Origin of the sequence: Pseudomonas fluorescens (genome assembly GCF_018614655.1) — a bacterium.
GTDB lineage: Bacteria > Pseudomonadota > Gammaproteobacteria > Pseudomonadales > Pseudomonadaceae > Aquipseudomonas > Aquipseudomonas fluorescens_BX.
Window position 1 is genome coordinate 153,597 of sequence record NZ_JAGGOG010000011.1, and the last position, 23,845, is coordinate 177,441.

The window sequence follows — 23,845 nt, forward strand, 5'->3', positions numbered from 1 at the left end:
AATGCACATCAACAGTCTGTCCCTGGCGGTATTGCTCGCCGCGTTTTCGTCAGCCAGTTATGCCGACGAAGCCGTGAATATTTCCAACTGGAACGGCTACATCGCCGACGACACCCTTCCCAGTTTTACCAAGGCAACCGGGATCAAGGCCACATACGACATCCATGACAGCAACGAAGTCCTGGAGTCAAAACTGATGACCGGCAACACCGGTTATGACGTCGTCAGCCCGTCCAACCACTTCCTGTCCAGACTGATCAAGGCCGGCGCCATCCAGAAGCTGGACCGAGGCCAGTTGCCCAACTGGAAGAACCTGAACCCGGTGCTGATGAAAAAGCTTGAGACCAACGACCCCGGCAACCAATACGGCTTCCCTTATATGTGGGGCACGGCGGGGATCGGCTACAACGTCGAGAAGATCAAGGCAATCTTCGGCAATACCGACGTCACCCATTCCTGGAGCCTGTTTTTTGACGAAAACAACATCAAGAAACTCAGTGCCTGCGGCGTGGCAATCATCGACAACCCGACGCAGATCCTGCCCATCACCCTCAACTACCTCGGCCTGCCCCACCACAGCCACGAACCCGCCGACTATAAAAAGGCCGAGCAGGCACTGCTCAAGATCCGGCCTTACGTCCAGTACTTCCACGCCTCCAAGTACATCAGCGACCTGGCCAACGGCAACATCTGCGCGGTGATTGGTTTTAACGGTGATGTGGTGCAAGCGGCGGCCAGCGCCAAGGATGCCGGGAATGGGATCGAGATTGCCTATTCGATTCCTGACGAAGGCTCGACCCTGTGGCTGGACATGGTGGTGATGCCCAAGGGTGCGCCCCATGAGAAGAATGGCTATGCGTATATGAACTACCTGCTTGAGCCGAAGGTGATCGCCAACATCAGCAACAGCATTCATTACGCCAACCCCAACAGCGCGGCGGATGAATACGTCACCCCTGCGGTGAAGCAGGACCTGGCGATTTACCCGCCGAAAAGCGTGATGGACAAGCTGTTCATCGTCGAAGACCTGCCACCGGCGATCGCGCGGTTGGCGACGCGGTTGTGGACGAAGCTGAAGACCAATACGTAACACCGAGAGAACGTTATAGTCACCCCATTGAGCATGGGATTGAGTCAATACACAGTGGCCAAAGCAACGGACGGATTGTCGATACGCAAACTCTCAGCGTTGCCCAAAGCAATTTGGGCACTGGAAGCAGACGCGGTTGCTGAAGGATTCAGGTTTCTGACGCGGCTGATTGCAGAGTGGGAAAGCGGGGCCAACCGTTTCGAGCGCACGGGTGAGTGTCTTTTGGGCGTCATCGACAGTGGAAAGTTGGTCGCCGTTGGCGGTCTGTCATATGACCCTTATGCCGGGCCCGACGTTGGCAGGCTGCGCAGGGTGTACGTCGCACGGGCCTCAAGAGGTCGCAACATTGGAAACGCACTGGTCGGGCAGCTTCTTGAACATGCATCCCGGCAGTTTCGCGTCGTGCGCCTGTCCACGGATACGCCCGAGGGTGCAGCATTTTACCTGCGCTGCGGGTTTGAGCTGATACAAGACGAGCACGCAACGCACGCCAGATCCTTGGGAGCCCGGCCGAGCTCCTTGTGAAATATTGCGCAAGTCGAATGTGGGAGCCGTCGAGCTTTAGCGAGGCCGCGAAGGCGTCGGCACAGCCAATAAAGATGTTGCCTGACACACCGCTATCGCGGCCTCGCTAAAGCTCGACGGCTCCCACAGGGGATCGTTGTTGCCTGATAGTTCTGTGTTTCAACGTCAGGCGACGAGCCCTTCCTCAGTCGCGTTGGCGAGTATGTCTTTCGCGGGCACGTTGACCTACGAGATGTCATATTCACAGGCCAGCTTATAGCCGGGCCAGCAAAATCCGCTGACTAACCTTTCGATCTGAACCAAGTGCGGGCACAATGCGTGTCCTTTTTTGGCAGGCACCGCCGCAGGCTCTGAAAATGATCAAAACGCCGTACTACCTCATCGACAAACAGAAGCTTCTGGTCAACATGCAGAAGATCGCCTACGTGCGCGAGCAGTCCGGGGCCAAGGCTCTGCTGGCACTCAAGTGCTTCGCCACCTGGTCGGTGTTCGACCTGATGCAGGAATACATGGACGGCACCACGTCTTCGTCGCTCTATGAGCTCAAGCTCGGCCGGCAGAAGTTCGAAGGTGAAGCCCACGCCTATAGCGTGGCCTGGGCCGACGATGAAATCGAAGAAATGCTCGATAACTGCGACAAGATCATCTTCAACTCCATCAGCCAACTGCAACGCTTTGCCGAACGCTCCGAAGGCAAAACCCGCGGCCTGCGCGTCAACCCGCAAGTGAGCAGCTCCGACTACCTGCTGGCTGACCCGGCGCGCCCGTTCAGCCGCCTGGGCGAATGGGACCCGGTGAAGATCGAAGGCGTGATCGAGCAAATCTCCGGTTTCATGTTCCACAACAATTGCGAGAACGGCGACTTCGGCCTGTTCGACCAGATGCTGAGCACCATTGAGGAACGCTTCGGCGCACTGCTGCACAAGGTCAACTGGGTCAGCCTCGGCGGCGGCATCCACTTCACCGGTGAAGGCTATGCCATCGACGCCTTCTGCCAGCGCCTCAAGGCGTTCTCGCAAAAGTACGACGTGCAGGTGTACCTGGAACCGGGCGAAGCGGCGATCACCAACAGCGCCTCGCTGGAAGTCACTGTGCTCGACACCCTCTACAACGGCAAAAACCTGGCCGTGGTAGACAGCTCCATCGAAGCCCACTTGCTGGACCTGCTGATCTATCGCCTCAACGCCAAGCTGGCGCCGAGCGAGGGTGATCACACCTACATGGTGTGCGGCAAGTCGTGCCTGGCCGGGGATATCTTCGGTGAATACCCATTTGATCGTCCGCTGACCATCGGCGATCGGCTGTCGTTCATCGACACCGCAGGCTACACCATGGTCAAGAAAAACTGGTTCAACGGCCTGAAAATGCCGTCCATCGTAGTGAAACAACTCGACGGTACAGTCGAAGTGGTTCGTGAATTTGGTTACGAAGACTACCTGTCCAGCCTTTCGTAAAGCGGACAGATAAAGGAGAGCTAAAGCAATTGAAAAAGAACGTTCTTATCATTGGTGCAGGAGGTGTCGCCAAGGTGGTGGCCCACAAGTGCGCGCAGCACAACGACGAACTCGGTCGTATTGCTATCGCGTCGCGCAACATCTCCAAATGCCAGGCCATCATCGACAGCGTCAAGGCCAAGGGTAGCCTCAAGGTACCCGCCGACATCAAAGCCTTTGCGCTGAACGCCCTGGACGTGGAAGCGACCAAGGCACTGATTCGCGAAACCGAATCGCAGATCGTCATCAACGTCGGTTCCGCCTTCCTCAACATGTCGGTGTTGCGTGCCTGCATCGATACCGGCGTGGCCTACCTCGACACCGCCATCCACGAAGAGCCGGGCAAAGTCTGCGAGACGCCGCCGTGGTACGGCAACTACGAGTGGAACCACCTGGAAGAGTGCAAACAGAAGAACATCACGGCCATCCTCGGCGTGGGCTTCGACCCGGGTGTCGTCAACGCTTACGCGGCGCTGGCGCAACAAAAGCATTTTGACCGCATTGATTCGATCGATATTCTCGACGTCAATGCCGGCTCCCATGGCAAATATTTCGCCACTAATTTCGACCCGGAAATCAACTTCCGCGAATTCACCGGACAGGTATGGAGCTGGCAGAACAGCCAGTGGACCAGCAACACCATGTTCGAGGTCAAGCGCACCGACGACCTGCCGGTCGTAGGCTCGCAAAACCTGTACCTGACCGGCCACGATGAAGTGCACTCGCTGTCGAAGAACCTCGACGTGCCCAACGTGCGTTTCTGGATGAGCTTCGGCGAACACTACATCAACGTCTTCACCGTGCTGAAAAACCTCGGCCTGCTCTCCGAGAAACCGGTCAAGACCGCTGAAGGCCTGGAAGTGGTACCACTGAAAGTGGTCAAGGCTGTGCTGCCTGACCCGTCTTCGCTGGCGCCAGGCTACACCGGCAAAACCTGCATCGGCGACCTGGTCAAAGGTACCAAGGATGGCCAGCCGCGCGAGCTGTTCATCTACAACGTGGCCTGCCACGAAGAAGCCTTTACCGAAACCGACAGCCAGGGTATCTCCTACACCGCCGGCGTACCGCCAGTGGCAGCAGCGCTGTTGGTTGCGCGTGGTGTGTGGGATGTGAAGCACATGGCCAACGTCGAGGAACTGCCGGCCGAGCCGTTCCTGAAAGCGTTGGACGTGATGGGCTTGCCGACTCGGATTAAAGACGAGAACGGTGATCGTGCCTGGGATGCTATCGCCTGAGGGTGATGGCTGACTGAACAAAAAAATGCGCCCGAATGGGCGCATTTTTTGTTTTGGCGCACACAAACTCCGCTTGGGAGAGTTAGATGTTCGGCTTTAGGTGTGTGGCGTGGCTGGACGTAGCCTCGCTGGCGCTCGACAACTGCTACGTGGGGATGATTGGGACCTCACCCGGCAAGCACACTCCCGTAGCAGCTGTCGAGCCCCGGCGAGGCTGCGTAGGCAGTCTATCTGATACACCGCGATATCAGGGTTTACCACCCCTTCGGCTCAGCCAAAAGCGCTCAGACTTTTCCCACACCTGTTTCAGGTTGTCCCTCGGAAAGGCACTGACTAACCTCCCTGCCGTCGCTGCCAATTCAGCGTCCGGATTTGACCGTCCGACTCTACCAGTGCGCTACAGCACCCAAGACCTATTTCAGGCGTTTTTTTTGTTCCTGAGGTATCGTGTCGCGGCAGCTGTGCGCGGGATACCTTCGGGTATGCCGGATCACTGGTTCCGGTCGGTCAACCCGCGTACAGCTGCCACCCTATTCGTTTGACCGCGAACGGTCGCAGCTCCACTACCAGGAGCTTCACCATGATTAAAGACAGTCCAAATCCCCCAAACCATCAAAACTTCGACACCAGCACCCTGCACGAAGTGGCGTACCGCGCGATCAACCACTACCTCAATCCCGAAAAACCAACACATGAACCCAGCGACGCACTCTTCATCGTGCGCGCCGATCTAGGCACAGAAACCTTGTTGGTCAACGCGTCCCAGGACTTAGCGTCCATCAGCGACATCGCCACCCACCTGGCCTTTGAAATCGATGGCGCCCAACGCAATGTGGCGCTGGGTATTTGCCGAATGATCGAAGGTGTACAACTGCTGGTGAACAACGCGCTGGACAAATCTCCTCCCATTGTTTGAGATAAAAATCGTTCCTGCGCAGAGCGTGGGAACGATCATCAAGCCACTAAAACACCGACCACCCGATCCTCTCACTCAACAGCTCCAATGCCTTCATCCCCGCCAGCGAATTCCCCGCCGCATTCAACTCCGGCGACCACACGCACACCGTAAACTGTCCCGGCACCACCGCCACAATCCCTCCCCCTACCCCGCTCTTGCCCGGTAGCCCGACCCGATAGGCAAAGTTGCCCGCCTCGTCATACAGCCCGCTGGTGGCCATGATCGAGTTGACCTGTTTGGTCTGGCGCGGCGTGAGGATCTGCTCGCCGCTGTGGGTGCAGGTCCCTTCGTTCGCCAGGAAGCAGAACGCCTTGGCCAGGTCCAGGCAGCTCATCTGCAACGCGCAGTAGTTGAAGTAACTGTGCAGCACCGCGTCCACATCGTTGTGGAAGTTGCCAAAGGACTTCATCAAGTACGCCATGGCCGCATTACGCGCACCGTGCAGGGCTTCCGATTCGGCGACGACGCTGTTGACCAGGATCTGCGGGTTGCCCGACAAGCGCCGCACGAAGTCGCGCATGGACAGGATCGGCACGGCAAAGCGCGATTGGTTGATGTCGCAGATCACCAGGGCGCCGGCGTTGATGAAGGGATTGCGCGGCCGGCCACGTTCGAACTCCAACTGCACCATGGAGTTGAACGGTTGCCCTGACGGTTCGTGGCCCAGGCGTTCCCAGATAGTTTCGCCGCCATGCTCGATGGCCTGGACCAGGCTGAACACCTTGGAAATACTCTGCACCGAGAACAGGGTGTGGGCGTCACCGGCGCAGTAATAAGCGCCATCGTTGCCATACACCGCGATGCCCAGTTGCTGCGCCGGCACATCGGCCAGGGCGGGGATGTAGTCGGCGACCTTGCCAAGGCCGATCAGTGGACGGACTTCGTCGAGGATCGATTCCAGCAGGGCTTGCATATTGAGTTCTGTCATTCTTCGGGAAAAGTGGGTGAGCGGGCGCGGAGGATACATCAAGCGCCCGCTTGATCAAGCCGGCACCACCGCTTTCGCCCTCCACCACCACCCGCGCTGCAACCCCGCTGCCGCCAGCAGGATCGCAACAACCCCAAGCCATTGCAGCCAGCCCAGCCGATGACCGAAGGCGATCCAGTCGACGAAGATCGCGGCAATCGGGTAGATAAACGATAGCGCTCCAGTAATGGCGGTCGGTAACTTCTGAATCGCGCCATAGAGCAGCACATACATCAGGCCGGTATGCACCACGCCCATGGTCAGCAATGCCGCCCAGGAACCGGATGACACGGGCACGCCCTGTGACCCGATCATGGGCGCCAGCAGCAAGGCACCGGTGCTGACCTGAATCAGCGCAATCAAGTGGGGAGGCGTACCGGTCAAGCGTTTGACGATCAACGCCGCAATGGCATACAGCAACGCTGCGCCCAGGGCCAGCGCGACACCGACCAGATAGTCGCCCTCGGCGTTCTGCTGATTTCCATGGGCCGTCACGATGGACAGCATGCCCAGGAAGGCGACGCCCAACCACGCCAGTTTCTGCACGGTAATTTTCTCGCCGAGGAACAACGCCGCGAGCAAGACCAGCATGAAGGGCTGTACGTTGTAGACCGCCGTAGCGATCGAGATGGAAGCCCGGGAGTACGACTCAAACAGCAACAGCCAGTTGCCCACGATGGCGACACCACTCAGCACCGCCAGGGCCAGGATGCGCGAGGTCAGCACGTTGAAACGCAAGTAGCCCAGCACCAGGCAGACCAGCGCCAAGGTCAAGGCACCAATCAAGCAGCGCCAGAACACTACCTCGACCACCGACACGCCGGACACCAATACGAACCAGCCGATCGTGCCGGAAATCAGCATGGCGCCGATCATTTCCCAAGAACCGCGGCGTATGGATTTATCCATGATTGAGCTCCTCAAATGAGGCTAAATTATGGCAATCTCGACGCCGGGGCTTCCAGCGTCTAAAAAATGTGAAATAACAAAAGTGCCTTTATTTATAAGGCAAAACTTCACTATCAGCTTACGAGACCGCCATGATCGACACCATTGACCAACAACTGATCTCTGCATTGATGGAAGACTCGCGCCTGTCCCTGAAGACATTGGCGGGTATCAGCGGCCTCTCCTCCCCAAGCGTCGGCGAACGCCTGCGGCGCCTGGAGGAACGCGGGATCATCAAAAGCTACACGGTGGATATCGAGCCCAAGCACTTCGGCTACCTGCTGCAAGCCATCGTGCGTATCCGCCCCTTGCCCGGTCAGTTGCAGGAAGTGGAACGCCAGATCCAGTCGATCCCTGAGTTCACCGAATGCGACAAGGTGACAGGCGACGACTGCTTTATCGCCCGCCTGCATGTGCGCACCATGGACCACCTGGACACCTTGCTCGATCGCTTGAATGCCTACGCCGAAACCAACACCGCCATCGTCAAGAAAACCCCGGTGAAGCGCCGGTTGCCACCGCTGAACGAGTGATTTTCACCGGGAGTGCTGCTCCACTCCCGACGTCCCCACCCCTTTCTCGCGGCCCTTGAACGCCACCGAAAAACAAAAAAAGATCAGTAACGCAAAACCCGCCGGAAACAGCCAGATGCTGCGCCAATCATGGCTACCGCCCACCGCCGCATAGTGATCCGTCACCTGCCCCGCCACCCAGAACCCGATCAACATGCCGACCCCATAGGTTGCCAGGGTAATCAGCCCCTGGGCCGAGCTTCTGAAGCGCTCCGGCGCCTTGGCGTCGGTGTAGATCTGCCCCGAGACAAAGAAGAAGTCATAGCAGATGCCATGCAACGCGATGCCGGTGAACAGCATGAATGCCAGCTCACCGTTATTACCGTAGGCAAACAATGCATAGCGTAGCGCCCAGGCCAGCATGCCCACCAACAGCGCGATCTTGATACCGAATCGCTGAATGAACAGCGGCAACAACAGCATGAACAACACCTCGGACACCTGCCCGATGGCCATTTTTGCCGTAGGGTTAGTCACGCCGATTTCCGCGAGGAACGGGTTGGCGTTCTGGTAATAAAACGCCAGGGGAATGCAGATCAGGATCGAGGCGATAAAGAACACCAGGTAGCTGCGATCCTTGAGCAACCCCAATGCGTCCAACCCCAGCAGCTGCTTGATGCCGCCGCTGCCCGCTTCAGCTTTTAGCGGTGCAGTACGTGGCAGGGTGAAGCTATAGAGGCCCAGCGCGAGTGAGGCGATGGCCGACATCAGGAAGGTGTTGCGCAATGCGCCGGCGGTGATTGCCTGTTGGGCATCCCAGGCAAATACGAAGCTGATCACCAACCCCGCAACGATCCAGCCGATAGTGCCCCACACCCGGATGCGCGAAAACTCCTGGGCCGGATCGCTCATCTGCCGGAAGGCCACTGAGTTGACCAGCGCCAGGGTCGGCATGTAGATGACCATGTACGCGAGCACATAGGGGTAGAAACCGATGAAATCCGGCGCGCGGTACAGCTGATACAGCAACACGGCGCCAATCAGGTGCAGTACCGCAAGAATCCGCTCGGCATTGAAGTAGCGGTCGGCAATCAGGCCGATGATGAAGGGCGCGATGATCGCCCCCCACGACTGGGTCGAGAACGCCATGCCGATTTGACCGCCACTGGCGCCCAGGTTGCTGGCCAGAAAAGTGCCGAGGGTGACGAACCAGCCGCCCCAGATAAAGAACTGCAAGAACATCATGACGCTCAGTCGCGCTTTCATTGTGATCACCGTTTATTGTTATTTTGGTAAACGAAGCTGTGTTCAGACGTCGGGCAGGCCGAGCAGCCGTCGATTGACCTGTTCGCCGGACGTCACGCCGGCGAAATCATCAAAGGCCTTGGTGGTCTTGCGAATCATGTGCTGCCGGATGAACGCCGCGCCTTCTGCCGCGCCTTGCTGTGCATCCTTCAGGCAGCATTCCCATTCCAGCACCGCCCAGCCGCTGAAGTCGTATTGGGTGAGTTTGCTGAAAATCGATTTGAAATCGATCTGGCCATCGCCCAGGGAGCGAAAGCGGCCGGGGCGCTCGACCCAGCCTTGATAGCCGCCATAGACGCCAGAGCGCGCATCGGGACGGAACTCGGCGTCCTTGACGTGGAACATGCGGATGCGCTCGTGGTAACGGTCGATAAAACCCAGGTAGTCCATTTGCTGCAACAGCAGGTGGCTGGGGTCATAGAGAATGTTGGCGCGAGGATGGAAATCGACGGCTTCGAGGAAGCGCTCGAAGGACGCACCGTCGTGCAGGTCTTCGCCAGGATGGATTTCGTAGCAGAGGTCGACACCGGCCGCGTCGAAGCAATCGAGGATCGGCAACCAGCGCTTGGCACTCGGCAAAACCTTGCTCCACCAACCCGCTGGGGCGTTGTGGCCAAGGGTAGATATACGGCCAGAGCAGCGCGCCGGAGAACGTCGCGTGAGCTTTTAAACCCAGGCGCTGGCTGGCACGGGCGGCCAGCTTCAATTGCTCGATGGCCCACTCGGTGCGAGCCTGGGGTTGGCCACGCAGGTGAGCCGGGGCGAAGTCATCGAACAAGGTATCGAAGGCCGGATGTACCGCGACGAGTTGGCCTTGCAGGTGAGTCGACAGCTCGCTGATTTCTACGCCGGCCTGCGCGCAAACCGCCTTGATTTCATCGCAGTAGTCTTGGCTTTCAGCGGCGCGGGCCAGGTCAATGTATTGGGTGCCGAGGGTCGGCAACTGAATCGCCTTATAGCCTTGGGAGGCTGCCCATTGGGCGATGTTGGCCAACGTGTCGAAAGGGGCTTCAGTCGATATGAACTGAGCGAGAAAAATGCCGGGGCCGCGCATTCCTGGGTTCATCGAGGCGATCTCCTTCATGGGTTGCAGGCCAATGTCGTCCACTTCGCGTCGCCGCGATGGTTGGCGATCACGGCTTCGACAAAGGCCAGGCCGCGCACGCCCACTTCAATACCGGGCACGCCGACAGCCTCGGTGCCTTGGCGAATGGCAGTGGCGAAGTCACCGTAGAGGTTGGCCATGGCTTCCAGGTAACCCTCGGGATGCCCCGGGGGTAAGCGCATGCGTTGCAGAGCTGCATCGCACAACCAAGGCTGGCCGACACCGGAACGCAGGATACGCAGGGGTTGGTCAAGAGAACGGTGGATCAGGCTGGCCGGATCTTCCTGACGCCATTCCAGACCGCCGTTTTCCCCATAGAGGCGGATCTTCAGCGGGTTTTCTTCGCCGGCGCAGACCTGGCTGGCGATCAGTACACCACTGGCACCGGAGGCCATTTTGAACAGCATGGCCGCGTCATCATCCAGTTGCCGGCCGGGCACGTGGATACCCAGGCTGGCGCAGACCTGTTCAATCGGTTGGTCGGCGACGAATTCCGCCAGGGAAAACGCGTGAGTGCCGATATCACCAATGCAGCCACCCAGTCCCGACTGCTCGGGTTGATCGCGCCAACTCGCTTGCTTGTTGCCCTGCCCGGCCACGTCCTGGCTTAACCAGCCTTGGGGGTATTCGACGATGACTTTGCGCAGTTCACCAATGACACCCCTGCGCACCATGTCCCGAGCCTGCCAAACCATCGGATAGCCCAGGTAGGTATGGGCCAGGCCATAGAGGCCGGGGCTGCTGTTCACTACCTCTGCCAGCGTCCGGACTTCGGCGAGGTTAAGTGCGGCGGGTTTTTCACTGAACACGTGGAAGCCCTGTTGTAAGGCCTGGGTGGCGATGGGGACGTGCAAATGATTGGGGGTGACGATGATCAGCAGCTCCATACGCTGTTCAACGGGCTGCGCCTGTTCTTCCGCGAGCATGAGCTGCCAATCGCTGTAACAGCGGGACTCGGGCAAGCCCAGCGCAGTACCGGTGTCGCGGTTGTTGTCGGGGTCGCGGCTGAACGCGCCGCACACCAATTCAAAACGGCCATCCAACCCGGCAGCCTGGCGGTGGGCCTGGCCGATAAATGCGCCCTCGCCGCCTCCGACAAAGCCCATTCTTATTTTTGGCACAGCAGCTTTCATGGCAAGTCTTCTCTTTTCAGACGATTTTCGATCATGATGTAACCGGTTACATCGTGCCAAAATCTAGGCCCAGTTGCGTGCAGTGTCAAACCCTGAATGGAAGACATCGGCGTTTCTGCCATGGCCCGACTGCGGTAAGCTCGCCGGCTGCTGCTCTGATAGTGAGGTTGCCTTGTCCAATATTCGTGAAGTCGCGCGCCTGGCCGGTGTCTCGGTGGCCACCGTATCCAGAACCCTGGCCTCCCCCGAACGTGTACTGCCCGAGACCCGAGACAAGGTCAACGCCGCCGTGGAACAGACCGGTTACCGGCCTAACCGTATGGCGGTGCAGTTTCGCTCCCGGCGCACCGGTAACCTGGTGATCCTGGTACCGGCGATTGCCAACACGTTTTTCGCGCGGGTCATCAGCGGCGCACAGCAAGCGGCACAAGCGGCGGGTTATCGGCTGCTGTTGTGCGACACCCAAGGCCAGGCAGAAATCGAAAAGCAGTTCGCCGAGCTGGTCTACGCCCATCAGGCCGATGGTGTGATTCAACTGCGGGCATACGATCCCTTTACCGACTGCACGGACTCACCGCCCCTGGTCAATGCCTGCGAGGTGATCCAGAACGGCCGCCACCCCACCATCAGCCTGGATAACCGTGGCGCGGCCAGGGCCATGACCCAGCATTTGATCGACTTGGGCCACCGTCGCATCGGCCTGATCAAAGGCCCGAAAAGCAGCCCGCTGACCCAGGATCGCGTGGCCGGTTATGAAGACGCCTTGTTGGCTGCGGGTATCCCCCGTGACTCGGCGCTCATCTGCCACGGGGACTTTACCTTGCAGGCCGGTTTCGAGGGTGCGGGCATAATGCTGAAACTGCCCGAGCGCCCCACCGCGCTGTTCTGCGAGAACGATGAAATGGCCATTGGCGCGTTAAAGCGCATCAAACAACAGGGCTTGCGTGTGCCGCAGGATATTTCCCTGGTGGGTTTTGATGACATTCCCTTCGCCGCTTACTGCGACCCGCCGCTGACCACCATCGCCCAACCGGCTGAAATTTTTGGCCGCACAGCCGTCGAAATGCTCATCGCGCTGATCGAGAAAACGTCGCTGCCACTGCGTCATGTGGTGTTGCCGTTTGAGCTCGCCTTACGCGCCAGCACCGCGGCCCTGCCCACTCATAAATAAGAGGGTCGGTGCTAGAAATGCGCCACGTCCGAAACCTCACCATCCAGCACATCCCGCGCCAGTGTCCAGGCTCGTTCCTTGGACTCCACTACCAGTAACGGATACCCCCACGCCTTGCCAAAAGTTGCGGCAAACGGCTTGAGCGCAAGGCGCTTGGCCGCACTCGGCTCAACCTGGATCATGCCTTTGACGAAGGTGCGCAGGGCCGGTTTGTTCTTCTTCATCCAGATCGAGGCTTGTTTGCGCTCTTCGTGGGAGTGCTCATGGGCGGTTTCATCCACGGCTTTGTCGTGCAGCAACAGGAACGGTTGCTGACGCTCCAACAAGCGACCGAACGTCACAAATACGTCCTCTGCGCCTGGGCCGGCCGGGGCGTCGAAATCAATTTTCACCACAGGAAACGTTGAGCTGTCGAGTTGCATGGCAGAATCCTCAATGAGATTGTTTCCCAACTATAATCAGCTCACCCCTGGATGGCATTGCACAGAATAGCCAAACTATTTCGCATTCCAGCCACAAGCGAATACCCCATGAAGCACCGCCTTGAACTCCATGACCCGCTGCTGGCAAAAGACGTCGATGCCGTCCCTCGTGCGGTCGTCGCCGCGGGCGCCTCCAGCGATGCCGAACGCTGGGAACATGTTCAACACCAGCATCGCCGGGGGCAGTTGATGTACACCTTGCGGGGGGTGATTCATTGCGACATCGAAGAAGGCATCTGGATCGTACCGCCCCAATGCGCACTGTGGATTCCCGGCGGCATTTCCCATGCGGCCCGTGGCTCTGGAGAGGCGCAGGTCTATTGCCTGCTGATCGAGCCCGGTGCTGCCAACGCCCTGCCCCACCACTGTTGCACCTTGTCGGTATCGGCGCTGCTGCATGAGTTGATCGGCAAGACCGTCGGTTTCCCGCAACTGTATGAGATCGACGGCCCCCAGGGACGCTTGGTGTCCACGTTATTGGATGAACTGGCCCAGGCCCCGATCGAAGCCCTGCACCTGCCCATGCCCCGGGACCCTCGGCTAAAGCGCCTGGCCAACAGCTTGCTGGCCGATCCGAGCGACAAGGCGACCCTCGACAAGTGGGCCGTGCGCATCGGCATGAGCGAACGCAGCATGACCCGACTGTTGCAGGAGGAAATCGGCTTGAGTTTTGGCCGCTGGCGCCGGCAGCTACACGTGATCCTGTCGCTGCAACGCCTGGCCAAGGGCGAAAGCGTACAGGCGGTGGCCCTGGACCTGGGCTACGAAAACGCGAGCGGCTTTATCACCATGTTCCGTAAAGCCGTGGGCAAGCCGCCGGCGCGCTACCTGGCGGATCGCATCGGCGCAAGTGCCCCCATCCCACCGGACGGTCCGGCAACCATTGCCTTTGCGGGCGAGAGCCCCGTTCAGCGCTCAGACGACTCTCGCCACACCGGTTCCTGATGGGCCTGGTCCGCGCCTGAAACCGTAACGGCCACATGGTTGAGCAGCTTCTCGGCGTTGTATTTGGGCAGCAGTGCACTCAGCAACAGAATGACCATGCCGCCACCGATCAACGACGGTGAAACCCGGACATTGACCACCTCAAGCCGCCATAGAAACACCATCGCGGCGCTCACCCCCAACACGTAACCCGCCAGGGCTTCATTGAGCGGATGAACCGTGGGCGCGACGCAAAACGCGCTGAACCACCCACTGATTAACACGCCGCCGACGGCTGCCGGCCAGCGCCAGTCGGGGTTGATCCGACGTGCCACCAGGCTCAGCGCCACCGTGACCATCAGCGAAGTGTTCATGGCGTGGCCGCTGATCACGGCAATATCGAGGGACTGGATGGACACGCCCCAGCCCTTGAACAACAGTTTGCTGAACGCCACGATCGAGTAGGTGCAGGCGATTGTCACCCCCCACCACTTGAGCGCCTGGGGACGGGAGTGCCACAACCAGACGGCGATTACCAACGCAGCCGGAATCATGACGGTAATACCGCCATATTGCGCAAGTTCAGCCCTTATCAATGTTTGTTCCTTCCCCGGTTTTTCCCGGCGTCTATGAGACCCCAGGCCCCGGCAAAATACAACGTTATCTACGGTCGCACTTTGTGGCGAGAAACGTGAACTCCCCCTGGGATCATTGCGGCGAAAACACCTCGGTGTCCGTCAATCTCTGCACCTGCACCCGGTGCGCAAAGATCTTCTTCTCTACGAACAAATCATCCACCTGCTGCAGCGCCTGCACGTCCCGAGCCTCTACCGGCAGCAGCGACTCGTCACCCCAACTGCGCAACAACTGAGAAACCTCAAGGGGGATACCGTTGACCTTGGCAAACACCCGCGCGTATTCCTCGGGGTTCTGTCGGGCCCATTCAAAGGCCTTGGCGAAGCGCTGCAACAGGTCGCTGAGGGCCTTGCGCTTAAGCGGGTCGGCGAGCACTTCGTCGGAGGCGGTGATAAAGGTCAACCCGGTATTGATCCCTTCGCCGCTGATCAGTACCCGCGCGCCCTTCTGCTCGGCGAACGCTTGATACACACCGAAGGTGGCCCAGGCGTCGATCTTCCCGGCATTGAAAGCCGGCAGTGCGTCGGTGGGCAGCACAAAGCCGACCTTGACGTCTTGCTCATCCACCCCGGCATTGGCCAGGGCACGAATCAGCAGGTACTGGGAAATACTGCCCCGGGCCGATGACACCACCACATTGCGCCCTTTCAGGTCGGCCACGCTGCGAATCGGTGAATCCGGCGGTACCAGGATCGCAATCCCTCGGGATTGGCTGCGACGCACCGCAACGATGCGCATAGGCGTACCGCCAGTGGCCGCCGCCAGAACCGGTGTATCGCCGGCAGGCCCCAGGTCTACCGCTCCGGCGCGCAAGGCTTCGAACAGCGGTGCGGCTCCCTGGAAATTGGTCCATTGGACCTTGTAATCGATGCCTTCCAGGGCATTGGCGGCCTCCACCACCGTGCGTAAACCTTTGGCTTGATCGCCGAGGATCAGAGTCACACCGGACAACTCCGATGAAGACTTGGGGGCCTCCACCGCGTTATCGCAACCGCCTAGCAACAGCGCGGCACCCAGCAGCAATAACGTTTTGAACTCAAGCATGGGCAAACCGCCGGACGCTGGCGGCTGCGGCTTGTGCTACCTGTGCAGGGGCGTCCACCTCGACCCCCAACAGGGTCAGCAAGCGTGCCCGGATCGCCTGGAAACCTTCCTGGCCGGTATCTCGTGACCGAGGCAAGTCGATACTCAACTGCTCGGCAATCTTGCCATTGGCCAGGACAATCACGCGGTCCGCCAGCAGGATCGCCTCATCAACATCGTGGGTCACCAGCAGCACCGCCGGCGTGTGCTTGCGCCACAGTTCAATGATCAACCGATGCATCTTGATTCGAGTCAACGCGTCCAGGGCAGCAAAAGGCTCGTCCAGCAACAGCAACTTCGGCTCGCGCACCAACCCTCGAGCCAATGCCACGCGCTGGGCTTCGCCGCCGGAGAGCGTCGCCGGATAAGCTTCAAGCCGATGGGCCAGCCCGACTTCCGTCAAGGCTTGCACGGCGCGGGCCTTGGCATCGGGAACGCGCAGGCCGAGGGTCACGTTTTTCCAGGCGCGTTTCCAGGGCATCAGCCGAGGTTCCTGAAACACCGCCGCGCGGGCCCTGGGCACGCGCAGTTGGCCGCTGTCGATACTGTCCAGCCCGGCCAGGCTGCGCAACAAGGTGGTCTTGCCGGAACCGCTGGCGCCCAACAAGGCCACGAACTCGCCGGGTGCGATGTCCAGGTCCAAGCCATCAATCACCCGCTGCTGGCCGAACTGGCGCACCACATTGCGCAACTGCACGGGTGCTGCTGAAGGTTCAATACTCGACATATCAGTTCCTCACAAAAGATGGGCGCCAGGCCAGGGCGAATCGTTCCAGGGTGCGGATCAGCCCATCGATCAACAGGCCAAGCACGCTATAGATCAGCAGGCAGATAACGATCACATCGGTGCGCATGAAGTCCCGGGCATCACTGGCCAGGTAGCCGATGCCGGCGGTGGTGTTGATTTGCTCGACAAACACCAGGGCCAACCAGGAAATCCCCAGGGAGTAGCGCAGACCGACAAAAAACGAAGGCAAGGAGCCCGGCAGAATCACATGCCAGATCAACTCGCGACGACTGAGGCCCAGCGTGTTGGCGGCCTCGATCAACTTGGGGTCGATGTTGCGGATGCCGGCGAACAAATTGAGGTACACCGGAAACGTGGTGCCGGTGACAATCAGGGCGATTTTAGTGAACTCGCCAATGCCGAACCAAAGGATGAACAACGGCACCAGGGCCAGGGAAGGAATGGTGCGCAACATCTGCATCGGCGAGTCGAGGATCACCTCGCCGCGCTTGGACAAGCCGGTAATCAAGGCCGCCACCACGCCGATACTGACGCCAATGCTCAAGCCCAGCAGCGCTCGTTGCAAGGACACCCACAGGTGCTTGCCCAGCTCACCGGAAATGATCATCGCCCACAATGTGCCGCCGATCTGCGACGGTGCGGCAATGATCCGTTGCGGGATCAGCCCCAGCTCGGAGGCCAGCTCCCACAGCAGTAACAGCACAATCGGGCTGACCAGGCGCAGCAACACCTCAGGGGTGCGCCAGTTACGTACCCAATTGGGGACCAATCGTGACGCGCCTTCATCGCCGGTGAGGCGAGCAGCCTTGTTGACGGAAAACGAACGGGTATTGAGGGTCTTTTCAGTCATCAGGCTTCCTACCTCATCAAGAACACGGCCAGGAGCGCCGCTGCGGTTTCATGCTATTCGCATAAAAAACCTCAGTGAAATTCTTTTTGGGAATAACCTAATGCGATTAAAATGCGCATTACTGATATCTAACTATAAATATGATTCTTTATTTTAATAATTAGGATAGAACAAAACGGCATTTTACAGGCCCTGCGGCTGCCCCTACTTTCACTCTCATACCCGACCCCCTGCCAGGTGGAGGCTTTAACCTCACTCTCAACAAGGACTGACCATGAGCATTGAATTTATCGGCTACATCGGTGGCCACCACGCCTCGGAAATCCATCCCCGCAGCGGCCCGACCTTGCAACCCGACTATGTGGAAATCGTCGCCCGCGCCCACGAAGAGGCCGGTTTCGACCGAGCCCTGATCGCCTTCCACTCCAATAGTCCGGACAGCACGCTGATCGCCTCCCACGCCGCCAGCGTGACGAAAAAGCTGCAGTTCCTGATTGCCCATCGACCCGGTTTCACCCAGCCCACACTGGCCGCCCGGCAGTTCACCACCCTTGACGTCTTCAACGGCGGGCGCACCGCCGTGCACATCATCACCGGTGGCGACGACCGTGAACTGCGGGCCGATGGCAGCCACATCGGCAAGGACGAACGCTACGCCCGCACAGATGAATACCTCAGCGTGGTACGCCAGGAATGGACCAGCGAGACACCCTTCGATTATGACGGCACCTACTACCAGGTCGAAGGTGCGCACTCGACGGTCAAGTCGCCACAACAGCCGCATATCCCGCTGTATTTCGGCGGTTCATCAGCGGCGGCCATCGCCGTGGCCGGCAAGCACGCGGACGTGTATGCGCTGTGGGGTGAAACCTATGAGCAAGTGCGGGAGGTGGTGACGCAGGTGCGAGCTGAAGCGGCCAAGCATGGGCGAACGATACGCTTCAGTTTGTCGTTGCGACCGATCCTGGCCGAGACCGAAGAACTGGCCTGGGAACGTGCCGAGCGTATTCTGCAACAGGCCACCGCGCTGGCCGAAAAGAACGGCTTTGTAAGACGTGAACCCCCGAATGAAGGCTCCCGTCGTCTGTTAGCAGCGGCGGCGCAGGGCTCGAGGCTGGATAAACGTTTGTGGACCGGAATCGCCGGCCTGTTGGGTGCACAAGGTAACTCCACCTCATTGGTGGGCACCCCGGAACAAGTGGCCGAGGCCCTGCTCGACTATTACGAGCTGGGCATCACCACCTTCCTGATTCGCGGCTTTGACCCGCTCAATGATGCAATCGACTATGGCAAGCGCCTGATTCCCCTGACCCGTCAACTGGTGGCCGAGCGCAAGCAGCAAGCGGCCTGACACACAGATCGTTCCCACTCACGTGGGAACGATCAATGCCTCAATCCTTGTAGTCAGTATCCGTACGCTCCAACTGACGGATCAGCGCATTCCAATGCCGGGCCACGCCTGGCCCATCCCCACTTTTGAACACCTCGGCCTGTTTTTCGACCTTGGCCACCACCTCTGCCGGCGGGAAGATCAATTCGGCATTCCCGCCTGCCTGCGCCGCGATCTGAATATTGCAGGCCCGCTCCAACCCCTGCAGTTGCTGGAACGCGTGCTCGACGCTGATGCCCGCGGTCAACAGCCCATGGTTACGCAGGATCATCACACTCTTGTCGCCAAGATCTGCCACCAGGCGCTCACGCTCATCCAGGTCCAGCGCTACGCCTTCATACCCGTGATACGCCACGCGCCCGGAGAAACCAATGGAGTGCTGGGAAATCGGCAGCAACCCGTCTTTTTGCGCCGACACCGCAATGCCGTCTCGGGTGTGGGTGTGCAACACCGCTTGCAGGTCGGGACGGGCGCCGTGGATGGCGCTGTGGATCACATAGCCGGCGTAGTTGATGCCAAGCCCTGTCGGGTCATCAACGATAGTGCCGTCGATGTCCACCTTGACCAGATTGGAGGCGCTGATTTCATCGAACAACAACCCGAAGGCGTTGATCAGGAAGTGCTCCTCGGGGCCCGGTACCCGCGCGGAGAAGTGGGTATAGATATGATCGGTCCACTTGTACAAAGCCGCCAATCGATAGGCGGCGGCCAGCTTGACCCGCACCTCCCACTCTTGCGGGCTGACCCGCTGGCGAACATTTTTCGAGACGCTGGATAACGGACTGACACTGCTCATGGCAACACTTCCTGGAGGGTATGGAGAATCTCCAGTCAGCCTAGGGGAAGGCAAAAAATAATAAAAAGCACATTTTAATCTAAGCTAATTATTATTATTTTTTATGTCCCGTGCGCACCATCATGCAGCGTCCCGGACCTTGTGCAGTGAGTCGGCCACACGCTTGCCAAACGCGTCCACCGGACCTTGCAGGTTGCCGAGAAAGTGCGGGTAGATCAGCCACAGGTCCATCACCGGCTTGAAATCCTTGAGGGGCATCACCGCCAGTTGATCACGGTGGGCGCTGCGCTCCAGCAATGGACGTGGCACCAGACCCAGGCCCAGGCCGTCCGCCACCAGCCCCAGTTGCAGCTCGGTGCCAAAGGTCTCCAGATTGACCCGCAGGGCCAGGCCCTGGTCCGACAAGGTGCGCTGTAAACCGGCGCGAAAGCCGCAGCCATCCGGATTGAGCACCCAGCCATTCTGATAGACGTCAGCCAGCTTGCATGGGCGCTTGGGTAGCTGGGCCTTGGCACAGACCACCACCAGCTCCATCTTGCCGATGGATTCGCCGACGATGTTGTCCGGGAAAATTTTCCCGGCCGGGAACAGCGCCGCTGCGGCGTCCAGTTCACCGCGCTCGATCTTGCCCACCAGTTGACTGCCCCACCCGGTCGTGACCTGCGCACGCAAGTCGGGGTACTCGCTGCGCAGGTGCTTGAGGGCATCGAGCAGCACCACGTCGCCGATGGTTTGCGGCACGCCCAGGCGCAGCAGCCCGGTGGGCGGTGCGTCGGTAGCCACCAGCTCGCGCAGGGCATCCATTTCCCGCAGGATCAATCGGCACTGTTCATACACCCGAGTACCGATCAAAGTAGGCTTGAGGGGTTTGGTGTTGCGGTCGAACAACTCCACGCCCAGCGCCTGCTCGAAGTTCTGCACGCGGCGGGTGATCGCCGGTTGAGTCAGTTGCAGCGACTCGGCGGCATGGCTGATGGACTGGCAACGAATCACTTCGACAAAGGCATCGATATCGTCAATTTTCATTTGGCCCGCACATAGAGAACAGTCAATAAGATGTCGGAAAAGCATAGTTCCATTGTCGGTATCTGGATAGCCCGCCGGGCCTATCGATAACGTCTAACGCTATTCAAACCGGTTCTAAATTACTTTCAGCTATAACCTAATCATTAAAAAATAGCATATTAACAACGAACATTATGCTTAGATAAATCCACCAACCGCGACGATGGAACTGCCATGACCCAGGCCCGACACCCGGAAAGACTCAGAGCCTTCATAGGCGCCCTGGCGGAATTGATCGACGGCAATCCTCGCGAAGGCGATTTGCTGCACCGCGGCGGCAAGCTGCTGGAGCAACTGGTCAGCCATGACGACTGGCTGCCGGATGAGTTCGCCCAGGCCAGCCCCGAGCGCTATCAGCAATACCTGCTGCATGCCGATTCGCGCCAGCGCTTCAGCATCGTCAGTTTCGTGTGGGGGCCGGGGCAGACCACGCCGATTCATGACCACCGGGTGTGGGGTTTGATCGGCATGTTGCGCGGTTCCGAATATGCCCAAGGCTTTGGGCGTGATGCCCAGGGCGCGTTGATCGCCGAGGGTAAGCGGGTCCAGCTTGAACCGGGCCAGGTGGAAGCGGTGTCACCGAAGATCGGCGACATCCACCAGGTCAGCAATGCCTTTGACGACCAGGTGTCCATCAGCATCCATGTCTACGGTGCCAATATCGGTGCCGTACGCCGCGCGGTGTACCAGGCCGACGGCAGCGAAAAGCTGTTTATCTCCGGTTACTCCAACGCCTTTCTCCCCAATATCTGGGATTTGTCCAAAGAGAGCACTGCCCTATGAGTACTGTACCGACCCGCTCCTTCGCCCAGATTCGCCAGGCACTGCTGGACCATGCAGAGTTGGCCCTCGTGGATGTGCGCGAAGAGGCTCCGTTCGCCGAAGCTCATCCGCTGTTTGCGGCCAATATTGCGTTGTCCAAGCTGGAGCTGGAGGTGTATTCGCGCATTCCGCGCCGTGATACCGCCGTCACCGTGTATGACAATGGCGAAGGCCTGGCAGAGATTGCCGTTCAACGCTTACAGGCGCTCGGTTATACCCAAGTCAGCCTGTTGGAAGGCGGGCTGGACGGTTGGCGCAGCGCCGGTGGTGAACTGTTTATCGACGTCAACGTGCCCAGCAAGGCATTCGGCGAACTGGTGGAAAGCCAACGGCATACGCCGTCCCTGGCCGCAGAAGAGGTTCAGGCACTGCTGGATAACGAGGCCGATGTGGTGGTACTCGACGCCCGCCGTTTCGACGAATACCAGACCATGAGCATTCCCTCCAGTATCAGCGTACCGGGGGCCGAACTGGTGCTGCGGGCCCGCGAGCTGGCGCCGGACCCGGCCACCCGTATCATCGTCAATTGCGCCGGGCGTACCCGCAGCATCATCGGCACCCAATCGTTGATCAATGCCGGCATTCCCAACCCGGTATCCGCCCTGCGCAACGGCACCATCGGCTGGACCCTCGCCGGGCAAACCCTACAACACGGCCAATCACGGCGCTTCTTGCCCGCCGGCGAAGAACATCGCCAGGTGGCCGCGCAAGAAGCTCGCCGTGTCGCCGACAAGGCCCGGGTTGGCCGTGCGACCTTCGCCGACCTGAGCCGCTGGCAACAGGAACCCTCCCGCACTACCTACCTGTTCGATGTGCGCACCCCGGAAGAATTCGAAGCCGGCCACCTGCCCTCGGCCCGCTCGACGCCTGGCGGCCAACTGGTGCAGGAAACCGATCATGTGGCCAGCGTTCGCGGTGCACGCCTGGTACTGGTGGACGACGATGGCGTGCGGGCCAATATGTCCGCCTCCTGGCTGGCGCAGTTGGGCTGGGAAGTCTTCGTGGTGGATGACCTGCAACCAGCCCACTTCAGCGAACGTGGTGCCTGGCAGGCCCCGGTTCCTGCCGCACAACAAGCCGAAGCAATCAGCCCACAAACCCTGGCCGAATGGCTGCCCCATGGCGACACCGTCGTGCTGGACTTCACCAGCAGCGCCAATTACGTCAAACGCCATATCCCCGGTGCCTGGTGGGCATTGCGCGGGCAACTGACCCAAGCCTTGAGCAACGTGCCGGCGGCGCAACGCTATGTGCTGACCTGCGGCAGCAGCCAGTTGGCACGCCTGGCGGTGGCCGAAGTGGAAGCCATCACCGGCAAACAGGTGTTTTTGCTAAGTGACGGCACGGCCGGCTGGATCGCCGCGCAATTACCGCTAGAGGAAGGCGAAAGCCGCCTCGCCTCACCGCGCATCGACCGTTATCGTCGCCCTTACGAAGGCACCGACAACCCGCGGGAAGCCATGCAGGCTTATCTCGATTGGGAGTTCGGGTTGGTGGACCAACTGGCCCGCGACGGTACCCATGGTTTCTTTGTGATCTGAAGCACACCCGCAGCGAGCCTGCTCGCTGCTCCCCCAACATTGGCCGACCCCTTCTCCAGGCGGAGGCGACCCAACGCAAGACCTAGCCTGGAGCAACCCCAATGCGCTTTACCCTTCCCCTCCTGTTGATCGCCCTCGCCTTGGGCAGCACCAGCCAGGCCGCCGACCTGCAACCGCTACGCGTGGCCAACCAGAAGTCCACCATCAAGGTGCTGTTGGAAGTCTCCGGCGAACTGAACGATGTGCCCTACGAGATCCAGTTCTCCGAATTCCCCGCCGCAGCGCCCTTGGGTGAAGCCTTGAATGCCGGCGCCGTCGACATCGGGGCCCTGGGTGATGCGCCCTATGTTTTCGCCTTGGGTGCCGGTGCGCCGCTCAAGGTGGTGAGCATCATCCACGCCGAGGGTCGCTACACCACCGCGATTCTCGCGCCCAAGGGCTCGCCGCTGAACACCGCCCTCGACCTCAAGGGCAAACGCATCGTCACCACCCGCGGTTCCATCGGCCACCTGTTGGCGATCAAAGCCCTGCGCAGCGTTGGCCTGAGTACCCACGATGCGCAGTTCATCTACTTGCTGCCCAGTGAGTCGCGCTTGCTGCTGGATAACGGCACGGCCGACGCCTGGTCGACCTGGGATCCCTATACCACCGTGGTCACCAGCCAGAGCCAGGCCAAAGTCCTGGCCAGTGGCGACACCCTGTTGACCAATCACCTGTACCTCGCCGCCACCAGCCAGGCCATCGCCGACAAACGCCCGCAACTGGAAGACTTTGTCGCCCGGGTCGACCGGGCCTACCGCTGGACCAACGCCCACCCCGAGGCCTACGCCGCCGCCCAGGCCAAGGTCACCGGCTTGCCGCTGGCGGTACATGTGGCCGTGGCGAATGCCACCCACATGCAACCGGTGCTGATCGACGATGGCGTGATCAGCGGCTTGCAAGCCACTGCCGAGATCTACCGGGAAGAAGGCCTGCTCACCAAACCCATCGACGTCTCCCAAGGCTTCGACAAAAGCTTCAACGCCCAGCGCGCCCCCCTCAACCAGGCTTCCCGCTAAGGAGTAGA

The 23,845-nt window shown here is 59.8% G+C and carries 23 protein-coding genes and 1 pseudogene; 12 read left to right on the forward strand and 12 right to left on the reverse strand.

What is annotated here, in order from left to right; all coding sequences use genetic code 11:
• Position 1: 1 nt before the first annotated feature.
• The 5 genes from J7E41_RS11085 to J7E41_RS11105 all read left to right on the forward strand — a co-directional run bounded on the left by J7E41_RS11085 (position 2) and on the right by J7E41_RS11105 (position 5,259).
• Positions 2-1,090, forward strand: a complete 1,089-nt coding sequence (locus tag J7E41_RS11085; protein ID WP_214992718.1) for a polyamine ABC transporter substrate-binding protein — start codon at positions 2-4, stop codon at positions 1,088-1,090.
• A 33-nt stretch (positions 1,091-1,123) separates the two neighbouring features.
• Entirely contained in the window at positions 1,124-1,615 is a 492-nt protein-coding gene (locus J7E41_RS11090) for a GNAT family N-acetyltransferase (protein ID WP_251029458.1), read from the forward strand.
• A gap of 356 nt (positions 1,616-1,971) precedes the next feature.
• On the forward strand, positions 1,972-3,069 hold the full coding sequence (locus J7E41_RS11095) for a carboxynorspermidine decarboxylase (protein ID WP_214992720.1): 1,098 nt from the start codon (positions 1,972-1,974) through the stop codon (positions 3,067-3,069).
• Between the two features lie 29 nt (positions 3,070-3,098).
• On the forward strand, positions 3,099-4,343 hold the full coding sequence (locus tag J7E41_RS11100) for a saccharopine dehydrogenase family protein (RefSeq protein WP_214992723.1): 1,245 nt from the start codon (positions 3,099-3,101) through the stop codon (positions 4,341-4,343).
• Between the two features lie 580 nt (positions 4,344-4,923).
• Positions 4,924-5,259, forward strand: coding sequence for a DUF6124 family protein (locus J7E41_RS11105; protein WP_214992726.1), 336 nt, complete (start codon positions 4,924-4,926; stop codon positions 5,257-5,259).
• Between the two features lie 46 nt (positions 5,260-5,305).
• Here the strand turns inward: J7E41_RS11105 and glsB are convergent, their stop codons facing one another.
• Positions 5,306-6,214 (reverse strand): glutaminase B, encoded by a 909-nt coding sequence (gene glsB / locus J7E41_RS11110; RefSeq protein WP_214992728.1) that lies wholly within the window; start codon positions 6,212-6,214, stop codon positions 5,306-5,308.
• Positions 6,215-6,283: 69 nt separating this feature from the next.
• A complete protein-coding gene (locus J7E41_RS11115) occupies positions 6,284-7,177 on the reverse strand; it encodes a DMT family transporter (RefSeq protein WP_214992731.1) in 894 nt (297 codons plus the stop codon).
• Between the two features lie 131 nt (positions 7,178-7,308).
• Here J7E41_RS11115 and J7E41_RS11120 point away from each other — a divergent pair, with 131 nt between their 5' ends.
• On the forward strand, positions 7,309-7,749 hold the full coding sequence (locus J7E41_RS11120) for an Lrp/AsnC family transcriptional regulator (RefSeq protein ID WP_214992732.1): 441 nt from the start codon (positions 7,309-7,311) through the stop codon (positions 7,747-7,749).
• A gap of 3 nt (positions 7,750-7,752) precedes the next feature.
• Here J7E41_RS11120 and J7E41_RS11125 read toward each other — a convergent pair whose 3' ends face one another.
• The 3 genes and pseudogenes from J7E41_RS11125 to J7E41_RS11135 all read right to left on the reverse strand — a co-directional run bounded on the left by J7E41_RS11125 (position 7,753) and on the right by J7E41_RS11135 (position 11,271).
• The gene (locus tag J7E41_RS11125) at positions 7,753-8,994 is read right to left on the reverse strand and encodes a nucleoside permease (RefSeq protein WP_214992735.1); all 1,242 of its coding nucleotides are present in this window, start codon (positions 8,992-8,994) and stop codon (positions 7,753-7,755) included.
• A 42-nt stretch (positions 8,995-9,036) separates the two neighbouring features.
• Positions 9,037-10,087: pseudogene (locus tag J7E41_RS11130) on the reverse strand (sugar phosphate isomerase/epimerase family protein).
• 26 nt (positions 10,088-10,113) lie between these two features.
• Positions 10,114-11,271 carry a Gfo/Idh/MocA family protein gene (locus tag J7E41_RS11135; protein ID WP_435304119.1) on the reverse strand — a complete coding sequence of 386 codons (1,158 nt, stop codon included), beginning with the start codon at positions 11,269-11,271 and terminating at the stop codon, positions 10,114-10,116.
• A gap of 172 nt (positions 11,272-11,443) precedes the next feature.
• Between J7E41_RS11135 and J7E41_RS11140 the strand changes: the two genes are divergently transcribed.
• Entirely contained in the window at positions 11,444-12,442 is a 999-nt protein-coding gene (locus tag J7E41_RS11140) for a LacI family DNA-binding transcriptional regulator (RefSeq protein ID WP_214992738.1), read from the forward strand.
• Positions 12,443-12,453: 11 nt separating this feature from the next.
• Here J7E41_RS11140 and J7E41_RS11145 read toward each other — a convergent pair whose 3' ends face one another.
• Positions 12,454-12,864, reverse strand: coding sequence for a hypothetical protein (locus J7E41_RS11145; RefSeq protein ID WP_214992741.1), 411 nt, complete (start codon positions 12,862-12,864; stop codon positions 12,454-12,456).
• A 108-nt stretch (positions 12,865-12,972) separates the two neighbouring features.
• Here J7E41_RS11145 and J7E41_RS11150 point away from each other — a divergent pair, with 108 nt between their 5' ends.
• Positions 12,973-13,869: an AraC family transcriptional regulator gene (locus tag J7E41_RS11150; RefSeq protein WP_214992744.1), complete on the forward strand. Its 897-nt coding sequence runs from the start codon at positions 12,973-12,975 to the stop codon at positions 13,867-13,869.
• Here J7E41_RS11150 and J7E41_RS11155 read toward each other — a convergent pair.
• The 4 genes from J7E41_RS11155 to J7E41_RS11170 form a co-directional block, all read right to left on the reverse strand.
• Positions 13,833-14,444: a hypothetical protein gene (locus J7E41_RS11155; RefSeq protein WP_214992746.1), complete on the reverse strand. Its 612-nt coding sequence runs from the start codon at positions 14,442-14,444 to the stop codon at positions 13,833-13,835. The two genes, J7E41_RS11150 and J7E41_RS11155, sit on opposite strands and share 37 nt — an antisense overlap.
• Before the next feature lie 112 nt (positions 14,445-14,556).
• Entirely contained in the window at positions 14,557-15,528 is a 972-nt protein-coding gene (locus J7E41_RS11160; RefSeq protein WP_214992748.1) for an ABC transporter substrate-binding protein, read from the reverse strand.
• The gene (locus tag J7E41_RS11165; protein WP_214992751.1) at positions 15,521-16,294 is read right to left on the reverse strand and encodes an ABC transporter ATP-binding protein; all 774 of its coding nucleotides are present in this window, start codon (positions 16,292-16,294) and stop codon (positions 15,521-15,523) included. Before J7E41_RS11165 ends, J7E41_RS11160 begins: the two co-directional genes overlap by 8 nt.
• Position 16,295: 1 nt before the next feature.
• A complete protein-coding gene (locus J7E41_RS11170) occupies positions 16,296-17,165 on the reverse strand; it encodes an ABC transporter permease (protein WP_214992753.1) in 870 nt (289 codons plus the stop codon).
• 274 nt (positions 17,166-17,439) lie between these two features.
• Here J7E41_RS11170 and J7E41_RS11175 point away from each other — a divergent pair, with 274 nt between their 5' ends.
• Entirely contained in the window at positions 17,440-18,516 is a 1,077-nt protein-coding gene (locus tag J7E41_RS11175) for an LLM class flavin-dependent oxidoreductase (protein WP_214992754.1), read from the forward strand.
• A gap of 40 nt (positions 18,517-18,556) precedes the next feature.
• Here J7E41_RS11175 and J7E41_RS11180 read toward each other — a convergent pair whose 3' ends face one another.
• Both J7E41_RS11180 and J7E41_RS11185 read right to left on the reverse strand, forming a co-directional pair.
• A complete protein-coding gene (locus J7E41_RS11180) occupies positions 18,557-19,351 on the reverse strand; it encodes a class II aldolase/adducin family protein (RefSeq protein WP_214992757.1) in 795 nt (264 codons plus the stop codon).
• 120 nt (positions 19,352-19,471) lie between these two features.
• On the reverse strand, positions 19,472-20,377 hold the full coding sequence (locus J7E41_RS11185) for a LysR family transcriptional regulator (protein WP_214992760.1): 906 nt from the start codon (positions 20,375-20,377) through the stop codon (positions 19,472-19,474).
• A gap of 213 nt (positions 20,378-20,590) precedes the next feature.
• Here J7E41_RS11185 and J7E41_RS11190 point away from each other — a divergent pair, with 213 nt between their 5' ends.
• The 3 genes from J7E41_RS11190 (at position 20,591) to J7E41_RS11200 (ending at position 23,837) form a co-directional block, all read left to right on the forward strand.
• Positions 20,591-21,199: a cysteine dioxygenase gene (locus J7E41_RS11190; RefSeq protein WP_214992763.1), complete on the forward strand. Its 609-nt coding sequence runs from the start codon at positions 20,591-20,593 to the stop codon at positions 21,197-21,199.
• Positions 21,196-22,779 (forward strand): rhodanese-related sulfurtransferase, encoded by a 1,584-nt coding sequence (locus J7E41_RS11195; protein WP_214992767.1) that lies wholly within the window; start codon positions 21,196-21,198, stop codon positions 22,777-22,779. Before J7E41_RS11190 ends, J7E41_RS11195 begins: the two co-directional genes overlap by 4 nt.
• 101 nt (positions 22,780-22,880) lie before the next feature.
• Positions 22,881-23,837, forward strand: a complete 957-nt coding sequence (locus tag J7E41_RS11200; protein ID WP_214992769.1) for an ABC transporter substrate-binding protein — start codon at positions 22,881-22,883, stop codon at positions 23,835-23,837.
• Positions 23,838-23,845: the final 8 nt, after the last annotated feature.